Here is a 25381-nt window from a genome sequence, read left to right as displayed (position 1 = left end):
CCGGCGCGTCCGGATCCCGGGCGCCGCGCGCGGCTTCGGTATGACGATGTGGGCTGCCGGCCCCGGAACGCCGCCGGACAGACGGCTCCGTCAGGGCGCCACGAGGGTGGAAGGCGCTTCACCCGATAGAATCGCGGCGATCGAACTCGGCGGGTGCAGCGAGCCGACGAGTATCGACAGCTTGCTCTCGCGGGCGAGCGCGAAGGCGGCGGTGTCCATCACCTTGAGGTCGCGGGCGATCGCTTCGTCATGGGTGATGCGGTCGTAGCGGGTCGCGCTCGGGTCCGTCTTGGGATCGGCCGAATAGACCCCATCGACCTGCGTCGCCTTGAGCACGGCGTCGCAGCGGAGCTCGGCGGCGCGCAGGACGGCGGCGGTGTCGGTGGTGAAGAACGGGTTGCCGGTGCCGCCCGCCAGGACGACCACCTGACCCTTGTCGAGGTGATGCAGAGCTGGCTGACGGGCGTAGGTCTCGCAGATGGTCGGCATGGAGACCGCCGACATGGTGCGGGCCTGGACACCCGCGGCGTTCAGCGCGGTCTCGATGGCCAGAGAGTTCATGACGGTGGCCATCATTCCGAGCGAGTCGCCGGTCGCCCGGTCGATCCAGCCGGCCGCCGAGATCCGGGCCCCACGGATCATGTTGCCGCCGCCGACAACGATGGCGATCTCGGCGCCCGCCTCGATCGTGCGGGCGATGTCCTCGGCCAACCCCGCCAGGGTCGGGGGATGCAGCCAATAGCCGTCCGGGGCGGCCAGTGCCTCGCCTGACAGCTTCAGCAAGATCCGGCGAAACGGCGTCGTATCCGGCATCGGGTCTCCCGGCTCCATCCCGTATCGGGCAAGCCGGGAGGCTTCTACGTCAGGCGCGGGAGCCGCGTCGAGGGGTTGCGGCGGATCCGGGTAGGGCGTCCCAGCGAAATCGGCACCGACACACGCGCGGATGCCTCACGATTCATTCGTGCGCGAGCGAGGCGCCGGCCTGATTGAGGGCAGGCCGGCGCCCGTTTTCAGCTGCCGACCAGAACGCCGACGGCGCCGAGGACGGTCATTGCGAGACCGGACGCGAACACGCCGATCATGAGGTAGGAGAAGGATTTCAAAGCCATGCGTAGAACGTAGCGCAGCGCGGCAGAATGGCGTGTGCGCCGCAACACGATCCGGCGTGGAACACGATCCGGCCTGCGAAAACACGAAGCCCCGCCCGGCTCGCGCCGGACGGGGCTCAAATCACACGAGGCCGGTGCGATCAGGCGCGGCCGGCCTGCTGCGCAACCTCGGTGGCGAAGTCCGGCCCGTCTTCCTTCTCGATGCCCTCGCCGAGCGCGTAGCGGACGAAGCCCGTCAGGGTCACAGGGCCACCGACCTTGGAGCCGGCCTCCTTGAGGACCTGGCTCACCGTCTTCGAGCCGTCGTGCACGAAGGGCTGATCCAGGAGGGTGACCTCCTTGTAGTAGCTCTTCAGGCCGCTCTCGATGATCTTGGCGAGGACGTGGTCCGGCTTGCCGGCGTTCTTCTCGCGCAGGATGTTCGACTCGCGCTCCACCGTGGCGGCATCGACGCCCGAGGCGTCCAGCGCCACCGGGTTGGTCGCCGCGACGTGCATGGCGATCTGACGGCCGAGCGCCGACAGCGCGTCGACGTCGCCCTCGGATTCCAGAGCCACGAGCACGCCGATCTTGCCGAGGCCCTCGGAGATCTGGTTGTGCACGTAGGAGGCGATGACGCCCTTCTTGACCTCGAGCTTGGTGACCCGACGCAGGTTCATGTTCTCGCCGATCGTGGCGATCAGGGCCTGCAGCTTCTCGGAGACGGTCTCGGTGGCGCCCGGGAAGTGGGCGGCCTGGAGGCCCTCCAGCGTGCCGTCGGTGTTCAGGGCGATCTTGGCGGCCTCGCGGGCGAAGGCCTGGAAGGCATCGTTGCGGGCGACGAAGTCGGTCTCGGAGTTCACCTCGACCACCGCGGCGTGATGGCCGGCGGACTCGACGGCGACCAGGCCCTCGGCGGCGACGCGGCCGGCCTTCTTGGCGGCCTTGGCGAGACCCTTCTTGCGCAGCCAATCGACGGCGGCCTCGATGTCGCCCTGCGTCTCGTTGAGCGCGCCCTTGCAGTCCATCATGCCGGCGCCGGTCTTCTCCCGGAGCTCCTTCACCATCGCGGCGGTGATGTTGGCCATGGCGATCCCTTTCGTGTGGTCTGGATGAGAGAGGCCCGGCGCGCGGGTGAGCGGCCGGGCCCGGTATGCCTGGAACCGCGACGGCCCGATGACGGGGCCGTCGCGGAGTCCCGATAGATCAGGCCGCGGCGGCGGCCTCGACGAAGCCGCGGGCCTGCGAGACCCACGAATCGCGGTCGATGCGGCCGTTGAGCTTCAGGTCGGCATCGACCTTGGCGACGTCCTCGGGGGTCATCGCGGCGAGCTGCCAGTAATGGTAGATGCCGGCATCGTTCAGCTTCTGCACGATCTGCGGGCCGGCGCCGTTAAGCTTGGTCAGGTCGTCCGGCGCGCCGCGCGGGGCGGCGAGCAGCTCGAAATGCTCGGTCGTCTCGGCGAGCATCGCCACGTCGGCCGGGTCGAGGGCGTCGGACTCGACCGAGACGGCCGCGTCGTCGTTGGCCGGCAGCTCCTCGGCCATCGGCTCCTCGGAGGCGCCGAGATCCATGCCCGACGAGCCCTGGGCGCGCGAGATGCCGTCGATGGCGGCCTTGGCGATCAGGTCGCAGTACAGCGCGATCGCGCGGCCGGCGTCGTCGTTGGCCGGGACGATGTGGGTGATGCCGTCCGGGTTGCAGTTGGTGTCGACGATGGCGGCCACCGGGATGCCGAGGCGGTTCGCCTCCTTGATCGCCAGCTGCTCCTTGTTGGTGTCGATCACGAACAGCAGGTCCGGCACGCCGCCCATGTCCTTGATGCCGCCGAGCGCCTTCTCGAGCTTCTCCTTCTCACGGGAGAGCATCAGGCGCTCCTTCTTGGTCAGGCCCGGGCCGCCGGTCTCCAGCGTCTCGGTGACCTTGCGCAGGCGCGAGATCGAGCCCGAGATGGTCTTCCAGTTAGTGAGCATGCCGCCCAGCCAGCGGGAGTTGACGTAGTACTGGGCCGAACGTTTGGCCGCCTCGGCAATCGTGTCGGCCGCCTGGCGCTTCGTGCCGACGAACAGCACGCGGCCGCCCTTGGCGACGGTGTCGCTCACCGCCTGCAGCGCCGTGTGCAGCGCCGGCACGGTCTGGGCGAGGTCGATGATGTGGATGTTGTTGCGCGTGCCGAAGATGTACGGCTGCATCTTCGGGTTCCAGCGGTGGGACTGGTGACCGAAATGGGCGCCCGCCTCGAGGAGCTGACGCATAGAGAAATCGACGGCCATGTCTTTTGTGCTCTCCGGTTAAATCCGCCGCGGAGGGATGCGGCCGCCCGAATGCTCGGACGACCACCGGAAACGCCTCATTCAGGCATGAGGCCGGCTCCGCGTGTGGGATAGGCGGGCGCTTAGCAGAATGTGCGCCCCGCAGCAAGTCTGTCCGGTGCGATCCGGACGGCGAGAGAAGCTGCGGGCCCCACCTCGAAAGGATCTCCGCGCCCGTTCGATCGAGCGCCACCGTCCAGCGGCACCACGCCCGTCGGCGTCCGGAAATCGTCTTGCGCCAGCAATAACTTGTGATCTATATTGTATTTGTTGGATAAAATTGGCAATTCCGACTCAAATACGATTAATTTGAAGCTGATAGATTGAATTTCGACGCGCCGCCCGTCGCTCGATGGGCCGGCGCGGTGCGACGGAACCATGCGCGCCGCTGGTCCGCGGCTTGTTGGGGAGATCGTCAACGATGGCGTCGGTCAATCCTGCGGGGGCATCGGAGGAGAAATCACGCGAGCTGCGCGTCGACTGGAAGACAGCCCTCGCCGAAGAACAGCAAGCGCTCGGCCTCGACGGAGACACCCAGCCGGCGGCCCTCTGCCTCTCGGGCGGTGGCGTGCGCAGCGCCGCTCTGTGTCTGGGCGTCCTGCGTTCGTTGGCGGATCGGAAGCACGCGCTGCTCCAGAACGTCCATTATCTCTCCACCGTCTCGGGCGGCGGATATATCGGATCCTGGTTGACGCGGTTCATCGCCGATCAGGACAGGGCGCAGCGGGTCATCCCGGCGATCACGCGGACGATCGGCAAACGCGCTCATGAAGGCGAGGCGGCACCGGTCCGGCAGCTGCGCCGCTATACCCGCTTCCTGGCGCCGCAGGCGGGCCTGCTGTCCCTCGATACCCTGGCGGGTATCCTGCTGTGGATCCGCAACACGCTGGTCAACTGGCTCATCTTCCTGCCGATCTTCAGCGCGGTGGCGAGCCTGCCCCTCGGTCATTTCGCCCTGACGGCGGCCATGATCGGGGTCCCGGTGAATAGTCCGATCAAGATGCTGGTCGCGCTGGTCGCCTTCCTCGGTCTGATCTCAGGCGCGGCGGCATCGATCCTCTACCTGCCCAGCCACTATCATCCCGACCCGGAGGCGAGCCCCCCGAAAGAGGGCCCGTACGGCATACCGTGGCAGAAGATTCTCGCCGTGGTCGTCGTGCCGATGCTGGCCTGGTGCGTGCTGGTCCCGCTGATGGTCGCCGACACCGTCCTGCCACCTGCACAGATCCGGCACGCGCAGACCGTGTTCGGCACGTGGCCGGACGTGGCGTGCCCCGCCAGCACGCCGGCGGCGTGCCCGCGGGCAGACGGCCAGGCGCCGCTGACCGCGGTGGTGCGCGAAGCCTTGCGGATCGCCGCCAGGGACTCGTCGATTGCGGCGGACGGCCGATCCTGCGGCGCAGCGGTCTCAACAACGGCCTGCGCACGGCCCACGCGCCCCGGCTACCCCTCCGCCGCCGATCTGTGGCGGCTACCGGTCTCGAGTGCCGGTGCGTGCATCCTGGCCTACCTCATTGCGTATCTCCTTATCGCGCGACGGCGCTACGCGCCGATTACGCGGAACGGGAAACCCATCGACCCGCGCAAAAAGCATCTCACCGTGCTCGCGCAAGGCTTCCTTCCCTGGCTGGCCGGCTCCGCGCTGTCCTGCGCGTTCCTTTGGGCGGGCATCGCCCTCGCGCGGGACGGTGGCCTGTTCTGGCTCGCCATTGCGGGCCCGCTCTGGGTCGGTGTGGCGGAGACACTGCGAACGACGGTGTTCGTCGCGTTGCGCCATAAGCGGATCCGCGGCGACCTCGATCGAGAATGGCTTGCCCGCATGAGCGGCGCCAAACTCCTCGTCATCCTGGCTGGCACCGCGGGCGGCGCCGTCGTGGTGGTCGGCGGCGACGGGCTCGCGCTGCTCAGTGGCGGCGCCTTCAAGGCGCTGGCCGGAGGCGGTCTGGCTTCGGGGGGCCTCGTGGCCTGGATCGGGCGAAGCGCCGCGACGGTCTTCACGCCGCGCACCGTCGGCGGCCCCGCGCCCGGGCTTCAACTCCCGCTCGCCGCGATCGCCAACGTTGCCGTCATCGTGTTCGGAGCCACCCTGTTCGCGCTGATCGGCCACGGCATGGCGATCCTGATCGGAGCGACGGCAGCCCGGATCACCGCCCCGGCTGAGCCCGGAATATTCGGGATCTCCGTCCTCTCCTTTGCCGTCGCTGCGGCCTGCGCCGGACTCGCCTGGGGCCTCGGCCTCGCGATCAACCTCAACCGCTTCTCGATGCACGCGGTCTACCGCAACCGTCTGACGCGCGCCTTCCTGGGTGCGGCCCGCAAGCCCGAGAGCCGGCATCCGGACAGTTTCACGGGCTTCGATCCGGCCGACAACCTGCGCATGGCGGACGCCTTCGACCGGCCGTCGGGCGGTAACCGCCTGTTTCCGGTCATCAACGTTGCCCTCAACAGCACGGTCGGTGAGGATCCGGCGCGGGCCGAGCGCAAGGCGGTGTCGTTCACGATCACGCCGCTGCGCTGCGGCTCCGCGGCGCTCGATCTGAAACGGAACATGGCGGACCCGAAGGGCGCCTATGTGCGCAGCGACAAATATGCCGGCGACGAGAAGCAGACCGGCCTGCTCGATGACCGCAAAGGCATCAGCCTCGGAACAGCGATCACGATCTCCGGCGCCGCCGCGAGCCCCAATATGGGCTACCACTCGACGACCCTGATCGCGAGCGTGATGACGCTGTTCAATGTCCGGCTGGGGGCGTGGCTTCCGAACCCGGCCGTCGTCAACGCCCCGAAGCTTCTCGGCCGCGCCGGCCCACGCAACGCCGTCGGGGTCCTGCTCTATGACCTGCTGGGTCTCGCCAGCCTGAAGCGTCCGTACGTCTACCTCTCGGACGGCGGCCATTTCGACAATCTCGGTATCTACGAGATGCTGCGCCGACGCTGCGGCATGATCCTCGCCATCGATGCCGGGCACGACCAGCATTACGCCTACGAGGATCTCACCCGGAGCATCGAGTACGCGCGCATCGACCTCGGCGCGGAGATCACCTTCCTCCCGCCGATCCGTGTCGGCGATGCCAAGCTGGAGGCCCAGGGGGCCTTCGCGGAGATTCTCTACCGGAAGACGACGGAGGATGAACCGCCGCAGACGGGCCGCTTGATCTACCTGAAGGCGTGGCTGCCGCCGGATGCGCCGGTGGAATTGCTGGCGATGCAGAAGCGGAAAACGAGCTTTCCGCACGAGAGCACCCTGAACCAGTTCTTCACCGAGAGTGATTTCGAGAGCTATCGGCGGCTGGGCGAGTACCTAATGGATTGCCTCATCGATCTGTCGAATGCCCCACCCGGCGAAGGCGCAGATCCAGCGCCATCCGCGAACGGGCTGGAGCACCTGTTCGACGGACTTCAACGTCTAGCGCGGAAGGCGCAGCAGGATCGGGCAGTCCCCCCGGCCAGCCCGTAGACCCAGGCCGTCAGGATGCGGCGAACACGCGCGCGACGGCCTCCTGGCTCATGACGCGATAGGCCCCAGCCGCCAGATCCTCCGGCAGATCGAGCCCTCCGACCCGATCCCGGTGCAGCGCCGCGACGTGGTTGCCGACCGCGGCGAACATCCGGCGGACCTGATGGTAGCGGCCTTCCGTCAGCGTCACGGCGCAGCGTGTGGCATCCTCGACGTCGAGCCGCACCGGCAGCAGCGGGCGCTCCTCGCCCTCCAGCATCAGCGTCCCCGCGGCAAACACCGCCGCCTCGCTGCCCGTCAGCGGCCGGTCGAGCGTAACCCGGTAACGCTTCGCCACCTGGGACTTCGGGCTGATGATCCGGTGCAGCAGCGCGCCGTCGTCGGTGAGCAGCAGTAGCCCCGACGTCTCCTTGTCGAGCCGACCGACGGTAGAGAGCGGCGGGTCGCGGCGGCGCCAGCGCTCGGGCAGAAGCCCGTAGACCAGCGGACCGGCCTCCTTGTGCGAGCAGGTGACGCCCAGCGGCTTGTGCAGCATCAGGCACAGGCCCGGCAAAGGATCGAGGGGCGCGCCGTCGATCGTCAGGCGGTCCGGAAGGTCCGGATCGAGGGCGATGCGATCGCCGGCATCCTCCAACTCGACGCCGTCCAGACGGATCGCGCCGGCGCGGGCGAGGCCCTGGATCTCGCGCCGCGAGCCGTAGCCAAGATTGGCGAGGAGCTTGTCGAGCCGGATGGATTTCGCCGCGCTCACCGGCGGGCCTCGTAGACCCGGAAGCCATTCGCCTGCACGGCGACGGTGACGGCCCGGAACGACTCGCGCAGGGTCGCCTCGTAGGGCAGGTGCGCGTTGGCAACGAGCCAGAACGCGCCGCCCGGCCGCAGCACCTCGGCGGCCCGGGCAATGAAGGCCCGGCCGAGAGACGGGTCCTCGGCTCCGCCCTCGTGGAACGGCGGGTTGGTCACGACGAAATCGAGACCGTCCGGCACCACGCCGGGGGTGCGGATATCCGCCCAGTGGATCGTGGCCCGCGGGTCGGCGACGTTGCGGCGCGCCATCTCGACGGCCCGGCGATCGATCTCCACCAGCGTCAGAGCGGTCACCGCGTCGGATCCGAGCAGCGCCCGGGACAGGATCCCGAGACCGCAGCCGAAATCGGCGCCGCGGCCCTTCAGGCTCGGCAGGTTCGCCAGGAGCAGCGCCGTGCCGGCATCGAGCCGGTCCCAGGAGAAGATCCCGGGCTGCGTGCACAGAGCGAGATTGTCGACGTGGCGCGGACCGCCCTCGTCGATCGCCTCCGCGAGGCCGGCCGGAACCTGCGGGCGCTCGGCCGTGCAGATCCGGTGATGCCGGCGCGGCTGGTCGGCGGCGGCGCAGCCGAACGTCGTCAGTTCCTTGGCGAGGCGCGTGCCGCCCCGGTCCTTCGGGGCCAGGGCGACCATGCGGCCGCCGGGGCCCAGGGCCCGCAGCAATTGGGCCAGCACGTAGCGGCGCTCGACCGTTCCGGGTGGCGCCAGCACGGTCGCCGTGTCGAGGCTGTTCTCGGGCAGATCCTCCAGCCGGGCGGCGCCGGGGATCAACGGGGAAAGCTGGACGGCATCGCCGGGGACCTCGGCGAGGTCCACCGGCGGCAAGCCGTAGACGGCATGGCGCATGAAGGATTCGGGATCTTGAGAACCGGAGCCGGAACGCGAATCCGCTGCGGAGCGGGGAGACCCGCGCCCGACTCGGTTCATCCGGGGGGAACACCGCGTTTATACCGAAACCGGCCCGGATGCCCAGCCTTCCGGGCGCGATCACAGAGCCCCGGAAGGGCAGTCCAGGCGCCCGTGCCGGGCTGGGGCTCCGCCCGACGCTCTTATCCGTTCAGGAGATCGCTTCGGCCTGCCCGTCCTTGCGAGCGGAGCAAAGCAATCCGGCAGCGCCACACCCGAAGAGGTCGCGCTGCCCTGGATCCCTTCGCTGCGCTCGTGATGACGGAGGGTCCGTCACCCGAGCGCTTCAGCCGGAAACCGTCTCACGTGTCCCTGCCGGACGCAGCGAAAGAAGCCCGACGAGGTGCATTACCCTCGGGGGAATTCGAGGCCCATCTCGCGGTAGCGGGCCGGATCGTCGGCCCAGTTCTCCCGCACCTTCACGTGCAGGAACAGGTGGACCTTGGCGTCGGCCGCCTCGGCGATCTCGATCCGGGCCGCCTGTCCGATCGACCGGATGGTCTGGCCGCCCTTGCCGAGGACGATGGAGCGCTGGCTTTCCCGCTCAACGAAGATCGTCTGCTCGATGCGCACCGAGCCGTCCGATCGGACCTGCCACTGGTCGGTCTCGACCGTGGAGCGGTACGGCAGCTCCTCGTGCAGCCGGTCGTAGATCTTCTCCCGGGTGATCTCGGCCGCGAGCATACGCAGCGGCGCGTCCGAGACCTGATCCTCCGGGTAGAGCCACGGTCCGGCCGGCATGCGTGCCGCCAGCGCGCGGCGCAGATCATCGACGCCGCTACCGTTGAGCGCCGAGATCATGAACGTCTCGGCGAAGGGCGAGGCAGCGTTGAGCTTCGCGGCGAGGTCGAGGAGCCGCTCGCGCGGGATCAGGTCGATCTTGTTGAGGATCAGCAACTTCTCGCGCCTCACCTCGCCGAGGCGTCGCAGCACGGCCTCCACCTCGGTGTCCACGCCCTTGCGGGCATCCACCAGCAGACAGACCGCGTCGGCATCCGCCGCGCCGCTCCAGGCCGAGTGCACCATCGCGCGGTCGAGGCGGCGCTTGGGCGCGAAGATGCCGGGCGTGTCGACGAGCACGACCTGCGCCGAGCCCTCGATGAAGATGCCGCGCACGAGCGCCCGGGTCGTCTGCACCTTGCGGGAGACGATGGAGACCTTGGTCCCGACCAGGTTGTTCAGGAGCGTCGACTTGCCGGCATTCGGAACGCCGATCAGCGCGACGAAGCCCGCCCGGGCGTCGGCGGGCGTACCCGGAAGGGCCGAGGCCGCGTTGCCGCCCTCCGCTGGTGTCGGGCCGTCGTCCTGATCATTCTCGCTCATGCTGTCTCCGTCGGCCCCGCCTCCGGCAGGGCCCCGATCCCCTCCCGCTCCAATAACGCCTGGGCGGCCGCCTGCTCGGCGATCCGCTTCGATGTGCCCTCGCCGAGGCCGGGCTCAAGACCCTCGACCTGGACGGCGATCCGGAACCGGGGCGCGTGATCGGGGCCGGTCCGCTCAACCACCGCGTAGGTGGGGATCGGCAGACTCCGCCCCATCGCCCATTCCTGCAAGGCGGATTTCGCGTCGCGGCCGCGCGCCGCGGCCGTCGGCTCGCCCGGCCGGAAATGCGCCTCGACCACCGCCCGGGCGGCGTCGAACCCCGCATCGAGGTAAATGGCGCCGAGAATCGCTTCGCAGACATCGGCGAGGATCGTCTGGTTGCGCCGGCCGCCGCCCATCACCTCGCCCTGGCCGAGGATCAGGTGCGGCCCGACCTCCCACGACGCGGCAACCGTCGCGCAGGTCTCCCGCCGCACCAGGGCGGCGAGCCGGCGCGAGAGGTCGCCCTCGTCCGCGTCGGCGAAGGCGCCGTAGAGGCGGTCCGCCACCGCGAGACCGAGCACGCGATCGCCGAGGAATTCGAGGCGCTGGTAGCTGCCGCCCCGCCCACTCGCCTTGCTGGTGTGGGTCAGGGCGCGCGTGAGCAGGTCCTGATCGGCGAAACGATGGCCGATCCGTTCCTCGAGCGCGCCGAGCGGCGGGCGTGGCTTGTGGGCGCGTCGCGTCCGCGCGGAGGATCGAGGCTGCGCCGCGTCGTCCAAGTCCGAACCGGTCAATGGATCGTCGTGAACAGGCGCGACCAGCGGACATGAGCCGGCCAGTTCCACACCTGCCACGCCGGTGTGCCCTCATCGATCGAGAAGAAGATCATCTCGGCCCGCCCCACGAGATTCGCGAACGGAACGTAGCCGACATTCGCGAGGTCGCGCGAATCCGTTGAGTTGTCGCGGTTGTCGCCCATCATGAAGAAGTGACCGGCCGGGACCGTGTAGGGCTCGGTCTTGTCCCAGAAGCCGTTGTCGCCGTCGCGCTCGATCACCGGGTGGACCACGCCGTTTGGCAGCGTCTCGAGATATTGCGGGACCTTGGTCGCCTGGCCGTAGGGATCGGTGGTCTCGTAATCGGCGATGCGCTCGCGCTTCACAGCCTTGCCGTTGATGTTGAGCACGCCGTCGATCATCTGGATCTTGTCGCCCGGCAGGCCGATCACGCGCTTGATGTAGTCGGTCGCGTTGTCCTTGGGCAGCTTGAACACCGCGATGTCGCCGCGTTTCGGCTCGGCACCCCCACACCCGTCCGTCCGCCTGGATCGGAATATATTCTGAGAGCGGCAGCGAGTACTTCGAGTACCCGTAGGAGTACTTCGAGACGAACAGGTAGTCGCCGATCAGCAGGGTCGGGACCAGTGAGCCGGAGGGAATGTTGAACGGCTGGAACAGCAGCGTGCGCACCACCAGGGCGATGAGCAGCGCCTGGATGCCGACCTTCAGCGTCTCGCGGATGCTGGCCCAGGTGCCGGTCTCGGCGGGTTTCCTGAGCGGCTTGCCGTCGTAATCCACGCGCGCGTCCCGTCTTCGGTTGAGGTTCCGTCGCCTGCCGCCAGCGGGGCGCGGCCCCGCCGCGCGCGGCTTAGATGTGCGGTTGTCCTGAGGAATGCGCCGCAATCGTGTCCGCTGTGTGCGGCGGTCTAGACCAAGCGCGAGCCCCCCGCAACGCGCGAGAGCGGCCGGCTAATCCGCGCTGCCGGATCTTACCCGATGCCGGCCACCGGCAGCGCCTCGATGATCACGAAGGCTTGTGCCATGGGCGGATCGTCCGTGAGGCTCACGTGGAGGCGCCCCTCATGGCCCGCCGGCAGCAGCTCCTGAAGCCGCGCCGCCGCGCCGCCAGCGAGTCGCAGGGTCGGCTGGCCGGAAGGCAGGTTGACCACCTCCATGTCCCGCCAGAACACGCCCGCGCTGAGACCGGTGCCCAGAGCCTTGGCGCAGGCCTCCTTGGCGGCGAAGCGGCGGGCGTAGCCCTCCGCGCGGGCGGCCCGCCGGTCGCAGCGGGCCCGCTCGCCGTCGGTGAAAACCCGGTGCGTGAAGCGCTCGCCGTGACGCTCCAGGGTCCGGGCGATCCGGCGGATGTCGCAGAGGTCCGAGCCGATCCCGATGATCATGGTGTACGCGCGCGGTCCATCGCGGCGCGCATGTCCCGAACGGCCTGGGCGAGTCCGACGAAGATCGCGTCGGCGATCAGCGAATGGCCGATATTCAGCTCCCGGATCTGCGGCAGAGCCGCGACCGGGCCGACGCTGCCGAGGGTGAGACCGTGCCCGGCATGGATCTCCAGGCCGAGAGCCGCCCCATGCTCGGCCGCCCGCCGGATGCGGGCGAGTTCGCGCGCAGTGTGGGCTTCGTCCGCCTCCAGGGCGGCCTCGCAATAGCTGCCGGTGTGGAGTTCCACCACCGGTGCCCCCAGGGCGCGGGCCGCGTCCATCACGGCCGGCTCCGGCTCGACGAACAGCGAGACCCGGATGCCGGCCTCCGCCAGGGCCCGGATGCGCGGGGCGAGATGGTCGCGGCCGCCAATGATGTCGAGCCCGCCTTCGGTCGTGCGCTCCTCGCGCTTCTCCGGGACGAGGCAGGCGGCGTGGGGACGGGTGTCCAGCGCGATCGCCACCATCTCGTCGGTGGCGGCCATCTCGAAGTTGAGCGGCACGGTGAGGCCGCGCTTCAGCGCCGCGATGTCCGTGTCGCGGATGTGGCGCCTGTCCTCGCGCAGGTGCGCGGTGATGCCGTCGGCGCCCGCCTCGACAGCGAGCAGCGCGGCCCGCACCGGGTCTGGATAATCGCCGCCGCGCGCGTTGCGCACGGTCGCGACGTGGTCGATGTTGACGCCGAGGCGCAGCTTTTCGGAAGTCATCCGCTCGTTCGTCCCCGTGTCGGCGCGGTTCGACAGGCCTGCGGGCAAGATTTGGCGCGCGTCACGCCGACGCTCCGTAGCTGCGATATGCTGGCGTTTGGCCGCCCCGACAAGACGGGCCGTCGACGCCCGGCGCTCGGGACGGCCCGCCCGTGGGCTTGCCAGCGCCCGGAAAACCGACTAAGCGCCGCCCCTCGCGTTCGCTCCGGCCGGGGGCTGAACGGACGGTGCCGCTTGCGGCATAGGGCTCGTCAAGAACCCGTCGTCCGGTGTCTCCGCCTTCGATCAACCGCTCGGGCCTGAAAATCGGCTCGAAGGGCTTGGCGCCGGGCGATCCGCGAGATGAACCGGCCCGAACCTCCGCCCCCGGCGGCCGGGCTCCTTTTGACGACGAAAGGCCCGACAATGCCTCTCTACGAGCATGTGCTCTTGGCCCGCCAGGACGTGACGTCCCAGCAGGTCGAGACGATGATCGACACCTACAAGGGTGTGATCGAGCAGAACGGTGGCCGTCTCGAGAAGATCGAGATGTGGGGCGTGAAGTCCCTCGCCTACCGGATCAAGAAGAACCGCAAGGCGCATTTCGCGCTCCTCAACATCGACGCCCCGCCGGCTGCCATCGCCGAGATGGAGCGCCAGATGCAGATCTCCGAGGACGTCCTGCGCTTCATGACCGTCCGGGTCGAGGAGCTCGACCAGGAGCCGTCCGCCATGATGCAGAAGCGGGACCGCGACGACCGCAAGGATCGCGAGCGCGGCCGTCGTCGTGACGACGAGGGCTTCGGTGGCGGCGGCTTCGGCGGCGACCGGGGTGACCGCGGCGATCGGGGTGATCGCGGCGAGCGCAGCTTCGGCGGGGAGGGCTAACCCATGGCATTCGGTGCTGGTGCGGGCGGCGGACGCCGTCCCTTCTTCCGTCGTCGCAAGACCTGCCCGTTCTCCGGCGCGAACGCGCCGAAGATCGACTACAAGGACGTCAAGCTCCTGTCCCGCTACGTGTCCGAGCGCGGCAAGATCGTGCCGTCGCGGATCACCGCGGTCTCGGCCAAGAAGCAGCGCGAACTCGCCCAGGCGATCAAGCGCGCCCGCTTCCTCGGCCTGCTGCCCTACGTGATCAAGTAGGCTGAACGAAACCCGCCGGCCCGGCATCAGCCCGGGCCGGTCCTCGCAGAGGGCGGCTCACGCCGCCCGATCGTTGGGGCGCAACGCCGCCTCTAACCCTGCCGCAGCGGCAGCGGGACAGCGGAATCCATGGCACAGCATATCGGCATCGGTATCGGCGCGGGCCTCGTCTCCGCACTCCTGTTCGGGGTGCTGCTGAAGGCGACCCCGCTGGCGATCCTGCTTTACCTCGTGGCGCCGCTGCCGATCCTGATCGTCGGACTGGGCTGGAGCCACAAGGCCGCCCTCGCGGCGGTCGCGACCGGAAGCCTCGCGCTCGCCCTGTTGATCGCGCCCTTCATGGGACTGGCCTTCGGCGCCTATATCGCCCTGCCCGCGTGGTGGCTCGCCTATCTGACCCTGCTGGGACGCGAGACGCCGAACGGCCTCGAATGGTATCCGACCGGCCGCCTGCTCGGCTGGATCGCCGCCACGGCCGCCCTCGCCTTCATCGCCATTGCGGTCCTGTCCTCGCCGAACCACGCCGCCTTCGAGGCGCAGTTGCGCGGGCTCGCCAACACGTTGGTGCAGGCCCGGATGCCGGACGCGCCGACCGAGGCGGGAAAGACCCGTGATGCCGGGCGTGCGTCCGACACCGGGGACGCGGCTGCCGATCCGAAGGCGGTGCCGGACGCGGAGCCGGCCGACGTGACGCGGACCGAGCTGGCCGACGCTCTGGCGCGGGTGGTGCCGGCCTTCGCGGCGAACGGGCTCGCTCTGCTGCTCGCCTTCTATCTCTGGGCCTCGGCCAGGATCGTGAAGATCTCCGGACGGCTGCCGCGTCCCTGGCCGGACATCCCGTCGACCGCCATGCCGCGTGCGACGCTGGCGACCCTCGCGGCCGCCGTGCTGATGTGCTTCGCACCCGGCTATGTCGGTGTGCTCGGCGTCGCGCTGGTCGGCGCATTCAGCGCCGCCTTCTCGCTCCAGGGGCTCGCCGCCTTCCACGACCGCTCGCGCGGTCGCCCGGGGCGCGGGCTGATGCTGTTCGGCATGTACCTGACCCTGTTCGTGACCCAGGGCATCGCCCTGGTGGCACTCACCCTGTTCGGCCTGGCCGACACCGCCCTCGACCGCCGTCGTCCGAAGGACAGTCCGGCGCCGTAGACCCCGGCCTCAGCGGCCGACCACCTGAAGGAGAAAAACCATGGAAGTGATCCTGCTCGAGCGCGTGGCCAAGCTCGGCCAGATGGGCGAGACCGTGAATGTCCGCCCCGGCTTCGCCCGCAACTTCCTGCTCGCCCGCGGCAAGGCCCTGCGCGCGACGGAAGCCAACAAGAAGCACTTCGAGGGTCAGCGCGCCCAGCTCGAGGCCCGCAACCTCGACCGCAAGAAGGACGCCGAGGCGGTGGCCGAGAAGCTGAACGGCCAGAGCTTCATCCTGATCCGCCAGTCGGGCGAGACCGGCGTGCTCTACGGCTCCGTCTCGACCCGCGACCTCGCCGAGGTCGTCGCGAAGGACGGCTTCACGGTCGAGCGCGGCCAGTTCACCCTGAACCAGCCGATCAAGACGCTCGGCCTCCACAAGGTCCCGGTGGTGCTCCACCCTGAGGTCGAAGTCGAGATCACCGTCAACGTCGCCCGCAGCCCCGAGGAGGCCGAGCGTCAGGCCCGTGGCGAGTCGGTCACCGAGCGTGAGGCGTTCAACCTCGACGACCTCGGCCTCGAGGTCGGCGCGGCGCTGGCCGATGCCGGCGAGGGCGCCGACGACCGCGGCTGAGTCCTTTGGCGGCTCCGGCCGGCCTCTCGGCCGGAGCCGCCATCGTGGCGCGGCGTCGGCGGGCCGCTCTGCGGCAGATCGACGGTGCCTGTATACCGGTGAACATCGGGGATCATCGTCCCCGAGACTTGACACGTTCCAGTTTTGTTCCAGCATGGACGCCCGCCGCTTGCGAGAGTCGGCGGGCGTTCGTTTGTTCGGGACCCACCCGAGAAACGCGGTGTCGGCTAGGCTTCGGTAACCATACCGCGGCCAAGGTCGTGCGGTGTGATCCTGGTGCGCCCGCCGCGGCGCCTGATACGGAGTCGTCCGCCGATGGCCCTGCCCAATGCGCTCACGGCCAAGCTCGAAGCGGTTCAGGCCGAGTACCGCGTCGCCCCGCACAACGTGGACGCGGAGCAGGCATTGCTGGGCGCGATCCTGGTGAACAACGACGCCTATTACCGGGTGTCGGACTTCCTGCTCGCCGAGCACTTCATGGAGGATGCCCACCAGCAGATCTTCACGGTGGCGGCATCGCTGATCCGGGCCGGCAAGCTCGCGACCCCCATCACCATGAAGACCTATCTGGGCGACGCCGATTTCGGCGGCCAGACAGTGATGCAGTACCTCGCCCGGCTCGCCGCCGATGCCACGACGGTGATCAACGCCGGCGAGTACGGCCGCACGATCTACGACCTCGCCATCCGCCGCCGGCTGATCACCATCGGCGAGGATCTGGTCAACGGCGCCTACGAGGCGCCGGTGGAGCAGGCCCCGCGGGACCAGATCGAGGAGACCGAGCGCCGCCTCTACGAACTGGCCGAGGCCGGGCGCTACGACGGCGGCTTCCAGAAGTTCTCGGACGCGCTCACCGCCGCCGTCGACATGGCCGCCAAGGCCTACCAGCGCGACGGCAAGCTCTCGGGTATCGCCACCGGCCTGAGCGATCTCGACGCCAAGATGGGCGGCCTGCAGCCTTCCGACCTGATCATCCTCGCGGGGCGCCCGGCCATGGGCAAGACCTCGCTGGTGACCAACATCGCCTTCAACATCGCCAAGGCGTATCGCGGCGAGAAGCAGCCGGACGGCACCACCAAGACCGTGAACGGCGGCATCGTCGGGTTCTTCTCGCTGGAAATGTCGGCCGAGCAGCTCGCCACCCGTATCATCGCCGAGCAGTCGGGCGTCCCCTCTTACAAGATCCGCCGCGGCGATATCCGGCCCGAGGATTTCTACAAGATCACCGACGCCGCCCGGGACATGCAGACGATCCCGTTCTACATCGACCAGAGCGGCGGCATCTCGATCGCCCAGCTCGCCGCCCGAGCCCGGCGCCTCAAGCGCCAGAAGGGCCTCGACCTGCTGATCGTCGATTATCTCCAGTTGCTGTCGGGCTCCGGCAAGCGCAGCGACAACCGCGTGCAGGAGATGACCGAGATCACCACCGGCATGAAGGCACTCGCCAAGGAACTGGCAGTGCCGATCATCGGCCTGTCTCAGCTCTCCCGTCAGGTGGAGAACCGCGACGACAAGCGTCCGCAGCTCGCCGATCTTCGTGAATCGGGCTCGATCGAGCAGGACGCCGACGTGGTGATGTTCGTGTTCCGCGAGGAATATTACGTCGGCAACAAGAAGCCCCGCGAAGGGACCGAGGAGTTCTTCGCCTGGGAAGCCGAGATGCAGCGCGTCCACGGCAAGGCCGAGGTGATCCTCGGCAAACAGCGTCACGGCCCGACCGGCACGGTGGAATTGCAGTTCGACGCCAACATCACCCGGTTCTCGAACCTCGCCCAGACGGATCGGATCCCCGAGCAGATGTAAGGCGCCATCGGTTCGGCCGACTCCGTCATCGCGAGCGCGGCGCAGCGACCCCAGGGCGGCGCGATTGGTCATCGTGGCGCGCCTGGATTGCTTCGCTCCGCTCGCAAGGACGACGGGGCTTCCTGGTAGGCGGGCCTGAGAACCGCGCGGTGGCCATCCGAGTCCCCGCGTTCCCGCCTGCGAACCATCGGCAGCTCCGGCCGTTGAGCGAGGACGATTTCCCGCCGCGGCAGGAGCGACGATGAGCGAGCCGACACCTCCGAAGATGCCGTACTGGCACGTCTACACCGACGCGGAGGGGGTGAGCCGCCAGGAGCTGTTCCACCTGGAGCGCTTCAAGTTCGAGGGGATCAACCCCGAGACCGCGCCCCAGTGGAACGACAAGATGGATCCCGCGCCGTCTGTCGTGACCTTCACGGTCCTGCCGGTGGGCTGGGTCGGCGAGTGGCACGAGAATCCGCGGCCGCAATGGATCGCGATCCTCTCCGGACGCTGGTTCGTCGAGACCATGGACGGCCATCGGGTCGAGATGGGCCCGGGCGAGCTGATGATGGGCGAAGACCAGAACACGAAGGAACGGGACGGCAGGAAGGGTCACCTCTCCGGCACGGTCGGCGATGAGCCCTGCACGATGATCGTGACCGGCCTCCAGGTCGAGCCGACCGTGAACCAGCCGGGCCGGTTCAAGTAAGGACCGGCCATGGACGGCTTCGAACTCACTCAGCCGCGCTTCAAGGCTTACGTTCTGCCGAACGCGCCCTTGCAGAAGCTGGCCGAGGGATTCCGTTGGACGGAAGGTCCGGTCTGGTTCGGTGACCGCGACGAGCTGCTGTTCTCGGATCTGCCCAACAACCGAGTGATGCGCTGGGCGGAATACGCGGGCTTGAGCGTTTACCGGGAGGCGAGCGACTTCGAGAACGGTCATGCCCGCGACCGTCAGGGGCGGTTGCTGTCGTGCTCGCATCGCGGCCGGCGCATCCACCGGACCGAGTTGGACGGGCGCGTCACCAGCCTGGTCGAGGGCTACCAGGGACGGCGGCTGAACTCGCCCAACGATATCGTCTGCAAGTCCGATGGCACGATCTGGTTCACCGACCCGCCCTACGGAATCCAGACCGACTACGAGGGCGGCAAGCAGGAATCGGAGCTGCCCGCCGCGGTCTACCGGTTCGACCCGCGCGACGGCTCGCTACGGGTGGTGGCCGACGATTTTCGGGGGCCGAACGGGCTCTGCTTCTCGCCCGACGAGCGCAGGCTCTACATCGTCGAGACCGGACTTCAGTTCGACACCGACCCGCTCCAGCACGTCCGGGTGTTCGACGTGTCCGACGACGGCGGCCTGTCCGGCGGTGGCGTGTTCTGCACGATCGATCCGGGCAATGCCGACGGGATCCGTTGCGACGAGCACGGCAATCTCTGGTCGAGCGCCGGCGACGGGGTCCACTGCATCGATCCGGGCGGCGAATTGGTCGGCAAGATCCTGGTGCCCTCGACCGTGGCCAATCTGACCTTCGGCGGACGGAACAACAGCCGCCTGTTCCTCTGCGCGTCGCATACGCTCTACGCGATTTACGTGAACGTGCGCGGAGCCCCGCTGCTGTGAGCGGCGTGCGGGCGATCGTCGGCTTCGGCCGCACCGTCCTGGATCTCTCGGTTACCGAGGCGTTCTACCGCGACGGCCTCGGCTTCGCGCGGATCGCCCCGCCGGAACCCGTGCCGGTCGCGCAGGTGGAGGCGATGGGCCTCGCGGATCGGCGCGCATCACAGCTGCGCATGCGGCTCGGCGGGCAGACCGTCGCCTTCCTGGCAGTCGATCCGCCCGGCGCGCCCTACCCGGCCGAACCTGCGGCGACGGACCCGTTCTTCCAGCACCTCGCGATTCCGGTCCGCGACATGGAGGCCGCGATGGCGCAGCTGGCGCGGCTCGCCCCGACGCCCATCAGCCACGGCGGGCCGCAGCGGCTGCCGGCCTCCACGGGGGGCGTGACCGCCTACAAGTTCCGCGACCCCGACGGGCATCCCCTGGAGCTGATCGCATTTCCCGGTGGGCCGCCCGCCGCCCGCTGGCGCGATGCGCCGGGCCTGTTCCTGGGCATCGATCACTCGGCGATCACCGTCACCGACCTCGACGCTACGCTGGCTTTCCTCACCGCCCCCGTCGGCCTCACGGTGGCGGAGCGTGGCCTGAACCAGGGTCCGGAGCAGGCGCGCCTCGACGGGGTGGAGGCTCCGCAGGTCGACGTGATCGCGCTGGAACCGCCGGTCCCGGCGCCGCACGTCGAGTTGCTGCACTACCGCCTGCCCACCACCGAGCGGCGGCAGCGTGTCGGTCCGGGCGACCGGGCCGCGACCCGCTACGTCTTCTCCGCGACCGATCCGGAGGGCCTGTCGCGACGACTGCGCGCGTCCGGACTGGCGCCGCGGGTCTCCGCCGACGGCACGACGGTCTACTGTGCCGGGCCGGACGGACACGGCTTCTTGTTCGTGCGGGCCTGAGCGCACCTGCCCGGCAAGCCCCGCGCGGGCTTGACGCGTCGCCCCTCCGGCGTCCAATCCGGCCGCCCCGGAGGTGAGATTGATGCCGCTCCTCGCCCTGCCCTTTCCGGCCATCGATCCGGTGGCGCTCGCGATCGGGCCGATCACGATCAAATGGTACGCGCTCGCCTACATCGCCGGCCTGATCGGCGGGTGGTACTACGCGCGCCGCCTCGTGATGGCCGACTGCCTCTGGGGCGTGGTGAAGCGTCCGCAGGTCGTCGACATCGACGACCTCGTCGTCTGGGTGGCGCTGGGCGTCGTGCTCGGCGGCCGGATCGGCTACGTGCTGTTCTACAATCTGCCGATGTATCTCGCCGACCCGATCGAGATCCTGGCGATCCGCAACGGCGGCATGTCGTTTCACGGCGGCTTTCTCGGCGCGATCCTGGCCTTCCTGCTCTTCGCCCGGGCCAAGAAGCTCAACGGCTACACGCTGCTCGACATCGGCGCCGTGGTCGTGCCGATCGGCCTGTTCTTCGGCCGCATCGCCAATTTCGTGAACGGCGAGCTCTGGGGGCGGGTCGCGCCGGACTTCCCCTACGCGATCGTGTTCCCCAGCGGCGGGCCGCTGCCACGCCATCCGAGCCAGCTCTACGAGGCGGCGACGGAAGGCCTGCTGCTGTTCATCGTCATGGCGATCGCCGTGCGCCGGTTCGGCTTCCGCAAGCCCGGCCTGCTCGGCGGCATCTTCGTCCTCGGCTACGCCCTGGCCCGAACCTTCTGCGAGTTCTTACGGGAGCCCGACCGGCAGCTCGGCTTCCTGTTCGGCGACCATCTCGGCCCGATGGGTGGCGGCGTGACCATGGGCATGCTCCTGTGCGTGCCGATGATGATCGTCGGGCTGACCTACATCGTGCTGGCCGCCACCGGCCGGACACGACCGCGCCATCCAGTCGAAGGACCCGTTGCCGCCGAGGAGGCGCGCAAGGCGCCCGTGGAGGCGTGACGCCCCTCGGGGCCGAGATCGCCGCGCTGATCCGGCAGAACGGGCCGATCAGCGTCGATCGCTACATGGCTTTGTGCCTCGGCCACCCGATCCACGGGTACTATCGCACCCGCGATCCCCTCGGCGCGCAGGGAGACTTCACCACGGCGCCCGAGATCAGCCAGATGTTCGGCGAGCTGATCGGCGCCTGGACCGCCTACGTTCACGGGCTGATGGGCCAGCCGGATCCGCTGGTCCTGGTGGAACTCGGCCCGGGACGCGGCACGCTGATGGCCGACGCCCTGCGGACCTTGCGCGCCGCGATCCCGGACGTGCGGGTCGCGCCGCACCTCGTCGAGACCAGTCCGATCCTGCGGGCCGCGCAGGAGCGGACCCTCAGCGGCACCGGCGCGATCTGGCACGCGGAGATCGAGACGCTGCCTCTAGGCCCGGCGATCCTGCTCGCCAACGAGTTCTTCGACTGCCTGCCGGTGCGCCAGTTCGAACGCCGGCCGACCGGTTGGCACGAGCGGCAGGTCGGCCTCGGGCCGCAGGGCACTTTCGTCTTCGGCCTCGCGCCGGAGCCGAGCGCGGGGCTCGACGCCGACGGGCCGGACGGAGCCTTGCTCAGCGTGCCGACGGTTGGTCTCGCGGCGATGCGGACGCTGGCGCAGCGGTTCCGCACGTCGGGCGGCGCTCTGCTCGCCATCGATTACGGCCACGTCCGACCCGGCTTCGGCGACACCCTGCAGGCCGTGGCGGGCCACCGGTTCGCGGATCCGCTGGCTGCCCCCGGTGAAGCGGACCTGACCCATCATGTGGATTTCCAGGCGCTGGCCCGGGCGGCGAGTAGCCAGGGGGCGCAGGTCCACGGACCTGTCGATCAGCGGGATTTCCTGTTCGCCCTCGGTCTGCGCGCCCGTGCCGAACGGCTGAAGACGCGCGCGACCGACGCCCAATCCATCGAGATCGACAGGGCGGTCGCCCGGCTGACGGAGTCCGGTGCGCGCGGAATGGGCTCTCTGTTCAAGGTTCTGGCGGTGAGCGGCCCAAGCTTGGGGCCGCTCCCGGGGTTTCCGGACGCCGGATCGTCGGCAGCCGGTTGATGGCCCGGCCCTGCGGACCGAGTCGGATCAGCCGAAGGAACCGAACCCCGAATCCGTCTGGCTGGGTGCCCGTGGTGTCGGCGGCGCGGGCGGGTTCGGATCGTTCGGATTGAAGGCGGCGGGTTCGCCCGTGACCGGATGTGCGGGCGCGCTCGGGATCCGGGGCTCCTCGGACTCCGGCTTGGTCGTTTCGATCAGGGCGTCGGTCTCGATCCCTTGGGCCATTGCGATCCTTCTCGGAATGGAGCCGTCCTCGGCCCCATACTGCATTGCAGCAAGAATCTGACGCCTGAACGACATCGTCAAGGGGCGGGCCTTGCGGTATCGGAGCGCGACAGGGGAACCGGAATGGGAGCGAGCGTGACTTCAGGCATGTCGATCAAGGCGCCGCAACTCTCCGCGCATCCGAACGTCCGTCACGCCTTCTTCACCCGCCAGGGCGGCGTATCCGACGGCATTTACGCCTCCCTCAACGGTGGTCTCGGGTCGCAGGACGATCCGGAGCGCGTCGTCGCCAATCGGGCTCGGATGTGCGCCCAGCTCGACGTTCCGCCGGACAGGCTCGTGAGCCTTTACCAGGTCCATTCCGCCGAGGTGGTGACCGTCGAGGCGCCGTTCCCGGCGGCGATGCGCCCCCGGGCCGACGCCATGGTGACTCGCGTTCCGGGGCTTGCCCTCGGCATCGCCACCGCCGATTGCGGGCCGATCCTCTTTGCCGATGCCGAGAACGGAGTTGTGGGGGCCGCCCATGCCGGCTGGAAGGGCGCGCTCACCGGGGTGATCGACGCGACGGTGGCGGCGATGGAGGCGTTGGGCGCGCGACGGGATCGGATCGTTGCGGTGCTCGGCCCGACGATCAGCCAGGATTCCTACGAAGTCGGGCCCGACTTCGTCGCGCGGTTCCGGACGGAGGCGCCCGGCATGGAGCGGTTTCTCGGCGCCGGGACACGGCCCGACCACGCCCAATTCGATCTGCCGGGCTTCATCCTGGCGCGGCTGGCCGGAGCCGGGATCGGCGATGCGACGTCGCTCGACCTGTGCACGTATGCCGACCCGGAACGCTTCTACAGCTATCGACGCACCACGCATCGCGGCGAAGCGGATTACGGCCGCCTGATCTCGGCCATCGCACTCGCGCCCTGAAGGCTGATTACGAAGACGAAAATCGGGTGCGACAATTTGCCAACCTGGCCCTCGAAAAAAAGCGTAGCCGGAGGCGAACCTTGGCCATTCGAGCGCGTTGTGGGGTCAAGGTGCCGGGGAAAAACGGCGGGTTGCCTTAAGGGGCCGCGATCAGCGGTCGGCGACACCGCGGAGCGCAAAGCAGCCCTGGAACCGCTGGACGACAACCAGAACCGCGCTCCGCACCAGTCCGGTCCACGGGCGGTACGGAACCACCAGTGAGGACCAGATCATGAAATCCCTGCTCCGTCTGTCCACGGCCCTCGCCGGCTTCGCCCTCGCCGGCTCGGCCTTCGCCGCCGACCTGCCGCGCCGCGCTGCTCCGCCGCCGGTGTTCACCCCCGTCCCGGTCTTCACCTGGACCGGCTTCTACGCGGGTTTCAACGCCGGCTACGCCTTCGACGCCAGCAGCCGCTCCAACAATTCGACCTTCGTCGTTCCGGGCGGCGTTGGCCTGACCACCGGCCCGGCCGCGGTCGCCACCTTCCGCAACCGCAGCCAGGACGGCTTCTCCGGCGGCGCGCAGATCGGCTACAACTACCAGTTCACCCCGGGTTCGGGTGTGGTGATCGGCATCGAGGCCGACGCCCAGTACCTCGACTTCGGCCGCGACCGGAACAACGCCTTCGTCACCGGCGGCGCGATCGCACCGGGCCTGATCCTCAACGACCCGCGCGGCCTGTCGAGCCTCGACTACTTCGGCACCGTGCGCGGCCGTCTCGGCTACGCCTTCGACCGCACCCTCGTGTACGGCACCGGCGGCTTCGCCTACGGCTCGGGCAGCGCTGACCGCTCGTTCGGCGGCTTCGCCGGCAACGATAGCTTCCGCACCGGCTACGCGGTCGGCGGCGGCATCGAGTATGCGCTCCCGACCGACTCGTTCCTGAACTTCTTCCGCTCGTCCGCCGTGACGCTGAAGGTCGAAGGCCTGTACGTGAACCTCGACCGCGGCACCCGCAACCAGGGCGTCCTGGTCGTCAACGCCGCCAACCTGGCGCCGGTCTACACCACCGGCATCGGCCGCCGCGACGACGAGTTCGCTGTCGTCCGCGCCGGCCTGAACTACAAGTTCGGCTCGTACTGAGAGCCGGCGACGGCGCGGCTTCGGTCGCGCTGATCCGACCGATCAAGCAAGAAGCCCGGCCGAGAGGTCGGGCTTTTCGCTTTCGGCTTCCAGACGAATGAAGTTTTCGCAATCGCCCCTGACAAAGCGTCGCCGCGCACCCATGTCGTGTCTGCCATGCGGCGCGTTCGAGCCCGCGGGTGAGATTCGAGGAGGACGACTCCATGAACAGCGAAGAACGCGACGTCATATCGGGCATCTTCCAGCGGCTGGAACAGGCGCAGACCCAGCCCCGCGACGCGGAGGCCGAGCGCTTCATCGCCGACAAGATCCGCGCGCAGCCCTACGCTCCCTACGCGATGGCGCAGCTGATCTACGTGCAGGAAGAGGCGATCAAGAGCTTGAACCAGCAGCTCGAGCAGGCGCGCCGACAGGGCGAGCAGGCGCAGTCCTCCGGTGGCGGGGGCTTCCTGTCGAGCATCTTCGGCGGAGGCGGGAGCCAGCGCCAGGAGCCGCAGCAGCAGCCGGGCTACGCCCAGCAGCGCCCGGCCGGCCAGCCGTGGGGGAATACCGGCGCGCCGCCGCAGGGCTATCCGCAGCAAGGCTATCCCCAGCAGGGCTACCCGCAGCAGGGTTATCCGCAGCAACAGGGTGGCCCGTGGGGCGGCCAGCCGCAGGCACAGGCTCCGGCGCGCGGCGGCGGCTTCCTGGCGAACGCACTGCCGATGGCCGCGGGAGCGGCGGGTGGCATGCTGCTCGGTAGCGCCCTGTCGAATGCCTTCGCGGGCGGCCATTCGAGCCTCGGCAGCGCCGCGGCGGCGGGTCTCGGGGGTGGTGGTGAGACGGTCGTCAACAACTACTACGGCGACGGCGGCAACCAAGACCTCGGCTCAGCCCTCGACAACAGCGGCAGCGACCTCGGCGGCTTCCAGGATGCGGGCTACAGCGATCCGGGCGGCGATCTCGGCGGCGACCTGGGCGGCGGCGACGACAGCGACTGGACCTGATCGCCTACCCGGCCGATGACGCAACAGGGCCCGGTCGTGCTTAGGCACGGCCGGGCCTTTCTATACCCGCCTACG

24 protein-coding genes and 1 pseudogene are annotated in these 25381 nt (G+C 69.1%); 14 read left to right on the top strand and 11 right to left on the bottom strand.

The annotated features are described in order from the left end of the window. Positions 1-90: 90 nt before the first annotated feature. From pyrH to ABIE45_RS10205, 3 genes are all read right to left on the bottom strand, one after another. A complete protein-coding gene (gene pyrH / locus ABIE45_RS10215; RefSeq protein WP_192706609.1) occupies positions 91-813 on the bottom strand; it encodes a UMP kinase in 723 nt (240 codons plus the stop codon). A gap of 436 nt (positions 814-1249) precedes the next feature. Further along, positions 1250-2176: a translation elongation factor Ts gene (tsf, locus tag ABIE45_RS10210; RefSeq protein ID WP_192706608.1), complete on the bottom strand. Its 927-nt coding sequence runs from the start codon at positions 2174-2176 to the stop codon at positions 1250-1252. Positions 2177-2294: 118 nt separating this feature from the next. Continuing rightward, on the bottom strand, positions 2295-3362 hold the full coding sequence (locus ABIE45_RS10205; protein ID WP_192706607.1) for a 30S ribosomal protein S2: 1068 nt from the start codon (positions 3360-3362) through the stop codon (positions 2295-2297). Between the two features lie 460 nt (positions 3363-3822). Here ABIE45_RS10205 and ABIE45_RS10200 point away from each other — a divergent pair, with 460 nt between their 5' ends. After that, positions 3823-6858 (top strand): patatin-like phospholipase family protein, encoded by a 3036-nt coding sequence (locus tag ABIE45_RS10200; protein WP_192706606.1) that lies wholly within the window; start codon positions 3823-3825, stop codon positions 6856-6858. Positions 6859-6868: 10 nt separating this feature from the next. On the opposite strand, the gene ABIE45_RS10195 is transcribed toward ABIE45_RS10200, so the two are convergent. From ABIE45_RS10195 to ABIE45_RS10165, 7 genes and pseudogenes are all read right to left on the bottom strand, one after another. Beyond that, a complete protein-coding gene (locus tag ABIE45_RS10195; RefSeq protein WP_192706605.1) occupies positions 6869-7609 on the bottom strand; it encodes a pseudouridine synthase in 741 nt (246 codons plus the stop codon). Further along, positions 7606-8511 (bottom strand): class I SAM-dependent methyltransferase, encoded by a 906-nt coding sequence (locus ABIE45_RS10190; protein ID WP_192706604.1) that lies wholly within the window; start codon positions 8509-8511, stop codon positions 7606-7608. Before ABIE45_RS10190 ends, ABIE45_RS10195 begins: the two co-directional genes overlap by 4 nt. A 408-nt stretch (positions 8512-8919) precedes the next feature. Beyond that, positions 8920-9894, bottom strand: a complete 975-nt coding sequence (era, locus tag ABIE45_RS10185) for a GTPase Era (protein ID WP_192706603.1) — start codon at positions 9892-9894, stop codon at positions 8920-8922. Continuing rightward, entirely contained in the window at positions 9891-10670 is a 780-nt protein-coding gene (gene rnc, locus ABIE45_RS10180) for a ribonuclease III (protein ID WP_192706602.1), read from the bottom strand. Before rnc ends, era begins: the two co-directional genes overlap by 4 nt. After that, positions 10667-11453 (bottom strand): annotated as a pseudogene (gene lepB / locus ABIE45_RS10175) (signal peptidase I). The gene rnc and the pseudogene lepB overlap by 4 nt, the downstream one beginning before the upstream one ends. A 191-nt stretch (positions 11454-11644) precedes the next feature. Further along, the gene (gene acpS, locus ABIE45_RS10170) at positions 11645-12055 is read right to left on the bottom strand and encodes a holo-ACP synthase (protein ID WP_192706600.1); all 411 of its coding nucleotides are present in this window, start codon (positions 12053-12055) and stop codon (positions 11645-11647) included. Further along, the gene (locus ABIE45_RS10165) at positions 12052-12801 is read right to left on the bottom strand and encodes a pyridoxine 5'-phosphate synthase (RefSeq protein ID WP_192706599.1); all 750 of its coding nucleotides are present in this window, start codon (positions 12799-12801) and stop codon (positions 12052-12054) included. Before ABIE45_RS10165 ends, acpS begins: the two co-directional genes overlap by 4 nt. Before the next feature lie 405 nt (positions 12802-13206). Between ABIE45_RS10165 and rpsF the strand changes: the two genes are divergently transcribed. From rpsF to ABIE45_RS10115, 10 genes are all read left to right on the top strand, one after another. Continuing rightward, on the top strand, positions 13207-13668 hold the full coding sequence (gene rpsF / locus ABIE45_RS10160) for a 30S ribosomal protein S6 (protein WP_192706598.1): 462 nt from the start codon (positions 13207-13209) through the stop codon (positions 13666-13668). A gap of 3 nt (positions 13669-13671) precedes the next feature. After that, positions 13672-13923 carry a 30S ribosomal protein S18 gene (gene rpsR / locus ABIE45_RS10155; RefSeq protein WP_007561044.1) on the top strand — a complete coding sequence of 84 codons (252 nt, stop codon included), beginning with the start codon at positions 13672-13674 and terminating at the stop codon, positions 13921-13923. A 129-nt stretch (positions 13924-14052) separates the two neighbouring features. Continuing rightward, positions 14053-15069: a hypothetical protein gene (locus ABIE45_RS10150; protein WP_192706597.1), complete on the top strand. Its 1017-nt coding sequence runs from the start codon at positions 14053-14055 to the stop codon at positions 15067-15069. A gap of 40 nt (positions 15070-15109) precedes the next feature. After that, the gene (gene rplI, locus ABIE45_RS10145; RefSeq protein ID WP_192706596.1) at positions 15110-15682 is read left to right on the top strand and encodes a 50S ribosomal protein L9; all 573 of its coding nucleotides are present in this window, start codon (positions 15110-15112) and stop codon (positions 15680-15682) included. 315 nt (positions 15683-15997) lie between these two features. Beyond that, entirely contained in the window at positions 15998-17485 is a 1488-nt protein-coding gene (locus tag ABIE45_RS10140) for a replicative DNA helicase (protein WP_192706595.1), read from the top strand. A 241-nt stretch (positions 17486-17726) separates the two neighbouring features. Next, positions 17727-18176: a cupin domain-containing protein gene (locus ABIE45_RS10135; RefSeq protein WP_192706594.1), complete on the top strand. Its 450-nt coding sequence runs from the start codon at positions 17727-17729 to the stop codon at positions 18174-18176. Between the two features lie 9 nt (positions 18177-18185). Further along, a complete protein-coding gene (locus ABIE45_RS10130) occupies positions 18186-19088 on the top strand; it encodes an SMP-30/gluconolactonase/LRE family protein (RefSeq protein WP_192706593.1) in 903 nt (300 codons plus the stop codon). Further along, positions 19085-19981 carry a VOC family protein gene (locus tag ABIE45_RS10125; RefSeq protein ID WP_192706592.1) on the top strand — a complete coding sequence of 299 codons (897 nt, stop codon included), beginning with the start codon at positions 19085-19087 and terminating at the stop codon, positions 19979-19981. The genes ABIE45_RS10130 and ABIE45_RS10125 overlap by 4 nt, the downstream gene beginning before the upstream one ends. A 79-nt stretch (positions 19982-20060) precedes the next feature. Further along, positions 20061-20969 carry a prolipoprotein diacylglyceryl transferase gene (lgt, locus tag ABIE45_RS10120; protein ID WP_192706591.1) on the top strand — a complete coding sequence of 303 codons (909 nt, stop codon included), beginning with the start codon at positions 20061-20063 and terminating at the stop codon, positions 20967-20969. Next, positions 20966-22054: an SAM-dependent methyltransferase gene (locus ABIE45_RS10115; protein ID WP_192706590.1), complete on the top strand. Its 1089-nt coding sequence runs from the start codon at positions 20966-20968 to the stop codon at positions 22052-22054. The genes lgt and ABIE45_RS10115 overlap by 4 nt, the downstream gene beginning before the upstream one ends. A gap of 27 nt (positions 22055-22081) precedes the next feature. On the opposite strand, the gene ABIE45_RS10110 is transcribed toward ABIE45_RS10115, so the two are convergent. Then, complete coding sequence (locus ABIE45_RS10110; RefSeq protein ID WP_373622268.1) at positions 22082-22360, bottom strand: fibronectin-attachment protein (FAP); 279 nt, start codon at positions 22358-22360, stop codon at positions 22082-22084. 66 nt (positions 22361-22426) lie between these two features. On the opposite strand from ABIE45_RS10110, the gene pgeF reads away from it, so the two are divergent. The 3 genes from pgeF to ABIE45_RS10095 all read left to right on the top strand — a co-directional run bounded on the left by pgeF (position 22427) and on the right by ABIE45_RS10095 (position 25306). Then, positions 22427-23197 carry a peptidoglycan editing factor PgeF gene (pgeF, locus tag ABIE45_RS10105; RefSeq protein WP_192707345.1) on the top strand — a complete coding sequence of 257 codons (771 nt, stop codon included), beginning with the start codon at positions 22427-22429 and terminating at the stop codon, positions 23195-23197. A gap of 271 nt (positions 23198-23468) precedes the next feature. Then, on the top strand, positions 23469-24320 hold the full coding sequence (locus tag ABIE45_RS10100) for a porin family protein (protein ID WP_192706589.1): 852 nt from the start codon (positions 23469-23471) through the stop codon (positions 24318-24320). 203 nt (positions 24321-24523) lie between these two features. Then, positions 24524-25306, top strand: coding sequence for a DUF2076 domain-containing protein (locus tag ABIE45_RS10095; RefSeq protein ID WP_192706588.1), 783 nt, complete (start codon positions 24524-24526; stop codon positions 25304-25306). Positions 25307-25381 lie beyond the last annotated feature (75 nt).

Origin of the sequence: Methylobacterium sp. OAE515, from assembly GCF_041806315.1 — a bacterium.
In the GTDB taxonomy this organism is placed as follows: domain Bacteria; phylum Pseudomonadota; class Alphaproteobacteria; order Rhizobiales; family Beijerinckiaceae; genus Methylobacterium; species Methylobacterium tardum.
The sequence above is the reverse complement of the archived record's forward strand: the minus strand, read 5'-3'. Positions and strand labels throughout refer to the sequence as shown.